Raw genomic sequence first — 3,397 nt, 5'->3', positions numbered from 1 at the left:
GCATTTGCTGCCGGTCTCAAGCAGCAACAGGCGGGATTAACCCCGCCCGTTGCTTCACCTGCGCTCATGCGCGACAACACCAGTCGGTCTCCGGTTGCAGCTGGATGAAAGGCGGGGGTCACGTCAGCGCGTGTGATGCGCCTTCACCGGATTAAGATCAATGGCGCCCTGTTGCCTCTCTGCGCCGAACAAACGACCTACCAAGTGACCCTAATCCCGAGGGGGTACTCCGTCTCTCCGGAAGAGCTGATGAACGTCAACGCCCTCAAGGCCAACCAGTGGCTGCGAATGACATTGGCGCGTTACGCTGCCAATTCTGGCATGGATGGTTGGATCTTCGCTTATCTCGAGGGGGAGTATAACCCTGAGACTGGCATGATCCAGCTTCACTGGCATCTCATCATGACCCGTTCGCCAACTCGTGCAGTGATCAAGCGGCTTCGCGAGCACCGGGCCTTCAGGCGGGAAGTCGGCTCACACAACAATCCCGATGGGATTGACGTGCGTGTGATGGTCAAATGCATCGATACAGGCACTCTGCCCCACGCCATCAGCTATGTGACGAAGGGCGCCTGGTATTCGAAGCGGCGCGCCTTCGACGAAAACAATGGCCGGAAGACCCAGAGACGGAAGGGTCGCATCCCCGAACCGGCCCACACCGCGGTGCTACGTTGGCTCGACAGATGGAAGCTAGGGGACATGGCGATGCTCCTGAATCTCCACGTGACCAAGAGCGGCATCACACCGCGATAGGCGCCAAGTCGTGATATTGAATGCTTAGCAGAGGCGTTCGGTAGCACCATTAACCTGCCCCGAAGATCCTCCTAATCCCGCTGTAGACGACTATGATGCCCTAACACAGGGTCATAGCATTGCGCTGCCCTCTGCTGATCGAATTCAGCTGCGCCAGCCGTCGACGGAGCGGGGATAGCGGGGACTTCGGGGACAACCACCCCATGAGTCATTGGATATCATTATGTTCTATCACGACCTTAAAGTCTCGGGCCTATCTGGCAGCAGCGGAAAGCGCTACATCGTCGCCTCATATGGAGGGATCACCGCACTGATACCTCATGCCGAATGCCATGGAAATGCGAACCTGCTGCAACTGCTTGCCGACCGGAACCTCGTCCTCCCCGGCGCCCCGGCCGCAAAGACGCTCCTGCAACGGATTTACGACGTCAACGACTTCCCGGTCGGAAATGTCATAGCAACACCGGGGTATGCTGACGGGCAATTCACTTTGGGAAATGGCGTCGTGATTGGTTTAGACGCCCGTCGCTCGCAGATTGCCTTTTCAACTGACGCAACGCTGTTCAATCAAGCCGGCACCCTTGGATCTTGGCGAAGTGAAATCGCCCGGCACTTGGAGGGGCAGCCAATCCCCATGATGGCGATGTTGCTTGCGTTCGCGGTGCCGCTCGCCACCATCACCGGGAACTCCATCTGCCGGTCGATTGAATTCGTTGGCGCTCCGTCGTCCGGTATCCGCATTTTGCCGCTCCTATTGGCCGGTGTGAGCGGCACACCAGCACGCCACGTCGCGCAATTCGCACAGCTAGTAAATGGGTCCGGAGGCACGTTGTCTCACCATAACGACCTGGCTCTGCCGGTGGTAGGGAGCGATGTGTGCCTAGCGGGTGAGTCGCCAGCGCGGCGAGCACTGGCAACTAAGGGCTATTTGTTCCCTTCCCAAGTTGAGGAAGACGATATTGTGCACAACGCCTGTCGGGTCCTGTTCTGCCACGAGCCGCTATTAGGCGCAGGTGATGCGATTACCGGGCTAGCGTCGTCTGCGGCCGATCGACACATTTCTATCCGTATTCCTAGTGAGCGGCCGTACGGCATTTTCGAAAGGCTGCCGAAGAAATGTCCGGACACGGCAGCGCTGACGAGACATTTGAGCAATAGAGTACAGCACCATCATGGCGTCGCGCTACGTCGCTTCTTGGATCACCTCGTCGGGGCATCTTCGGACAATTTGGGAGCATTGCAGAGTCTCGTCTCAGGGCACATGAATACGTTTCGCACGAAAGCAGCTGGCAATCGGAACGACCTTTGCGACGCCGTCATCACGGATACGTTTGCCCTCGCGTATGCAGCCGGTGAAATCGCTAAGCAGCAAGGCGTCCTTCCAGACGAGTGGCAAATCGGTCCGGCTACCATGCGGTGTTACCGACGCTACCGGTTTCAAGCTGGGGCGCCCCGCCCCTTTGCTGAGCTTCTTCGCGAAATCTCGACAGGCGATGATGTTGTGCAGATCGGCGGAAGCAAGCGGCTGATCGGCTCCCTCCAAGACGCAAACGTTTTCGTGAAGCATCTAGGGAGTACGATCGAGGTCATGATCCGCCCCCACGCAATCTACGCTTTGCTTCCCGACTGGGACCGCTGGCGGCGCACGCCTTCGGCAAAGAAGATGATGGTAACGGAAAAGGGCCGCCTTCAAGTGAAGCGAATCCTGGTCGACGGCAGCAAGAAGCGGGTCTACTGCTTTAGAATGCCTTCTCCCAGTATGGAGGACCAGCCCAAACGAAACATCAAGCAGGCAGGTGGCCGGGCGAAGCGTCGCGGTAGCGCGATTCGCGGACAACGACGGGACTAAGAGCGGCCAGGGTAAACCCTGAAAACAAAAGCGGGCCTACGAGACGGCTCGGGTGTCTTCACCCGAGCCGTTTCAACGTATGGAGGAGACCATCACTTGCGCTATTTTCGACAAGGACCGCACGATGGGCTTTGCGGATTTATTGCTGCCATCAATGCGGTGCGCTTTCTTCAACACGAAGCTGGACGCGGCGATGACATAGATGAAGACGAATTTTTCAATGAGGCAGTCGAGTGCCTGGCACGCCTCCCCGGTTGCGATTTGCGCGTGCTGAAGAACGACCCTTCCCTTGGCGGGATTGACCCGTTTCAAGTGCGAGACTTGTGTGTCGCCATCACGGAACGGCTTGCACTCCCGCTGACGGTTTCCCCGCCCGCTGTCTTAAAAACGCGGTTCTCCAACCGTTATCGCCTGGCTTATGCGGAAGGGCAACGATTCGCATTTGTCGCACCGTTGCGCGACGGCAGCCATTGGATCGCGGCTTTGCGCCATGACAATATGTCTTATGGCCTTGTTGATGACGGTCGCGCGACGGTTACCCCTCTGTCCGGGCCTAAAGCCCTCAGCCTTGCCGCAGATGCCGTCGTCGAGCTGCGGTTAGGCTGAATGCGGTCGAACGCCACCGGGTTGATCCCATCGGCTAAAGTCGCTCGGCAGGTATGACCCAATTGCGTTGGGGTGGACGCCCCCTGACGGCATCGATGTGCCAGAGTGGAGGTGTTGAAGCACCACTGCAGGAGGCGTCCATGGAAGAGGTTAGCACAGTCGGCATTGATCTGGCCAAGTCGGTTTTCC

At 58.1% G+C, this 3,397-nt stretch carries 3 protein-coding genes; all 3 read left to right on the top strand.

Translation table 11 applies throughout. The features are described 5' to 3' along the window. Window positions 1-249: 249 nt before the first annotated feature. The 3 genes from ACU5AX_RS20695 to ACU5AX_RS20685 all read left to right on the top strand — a co-directional run bounded on the left by ACU5AX_RS20695 (window position 250) and on the right by ACU5AX_RS20685 (window position 3,208). Window positions 250-753, top strand: coding sequence for a hypothetical protein (locus ACU5AX_RS20695; protein ID WP_446692403.1), 504 nt, complete (start codon window positions 250-252; stop codon window positions 751-753). Between the two features lie 223 nt (window positions 754-976). Then, on the top strand, window positions 977-2,602 hold the full coding sequence (locus ACU5AX_RS20690) for a DUF927 domain-containing protein (protein ID WP_446692402.1): 1,626 nt from the start codon (window positions 977-979) through the stop codon (window positions 2,600-2,602). A 96-nt stretch (window positions 2,603-2,698) separates the two neighbouring features. Then, the gene (locus tag ACU5AX_RS20685) at window positions 2,699-3,208 is read left to right on the top strand and encodes a hypothetical protein (RefSeq protein WP_446692401.1); all 510 of its coding nucleotides are present in this window, start codon (window positions 2,699-2,701) and stop codon (window positions 3,206-3,208) included. The last annotated feature ends 189 nt before the right edge of the window (window positions 3,209-3,397 follow it).

Source organism: Sphingomonas benefaciens, from assembly GCF_052907485.1.
This window is presented reverse-complemented; position numbering and strand designations above follow the sequence as displayed.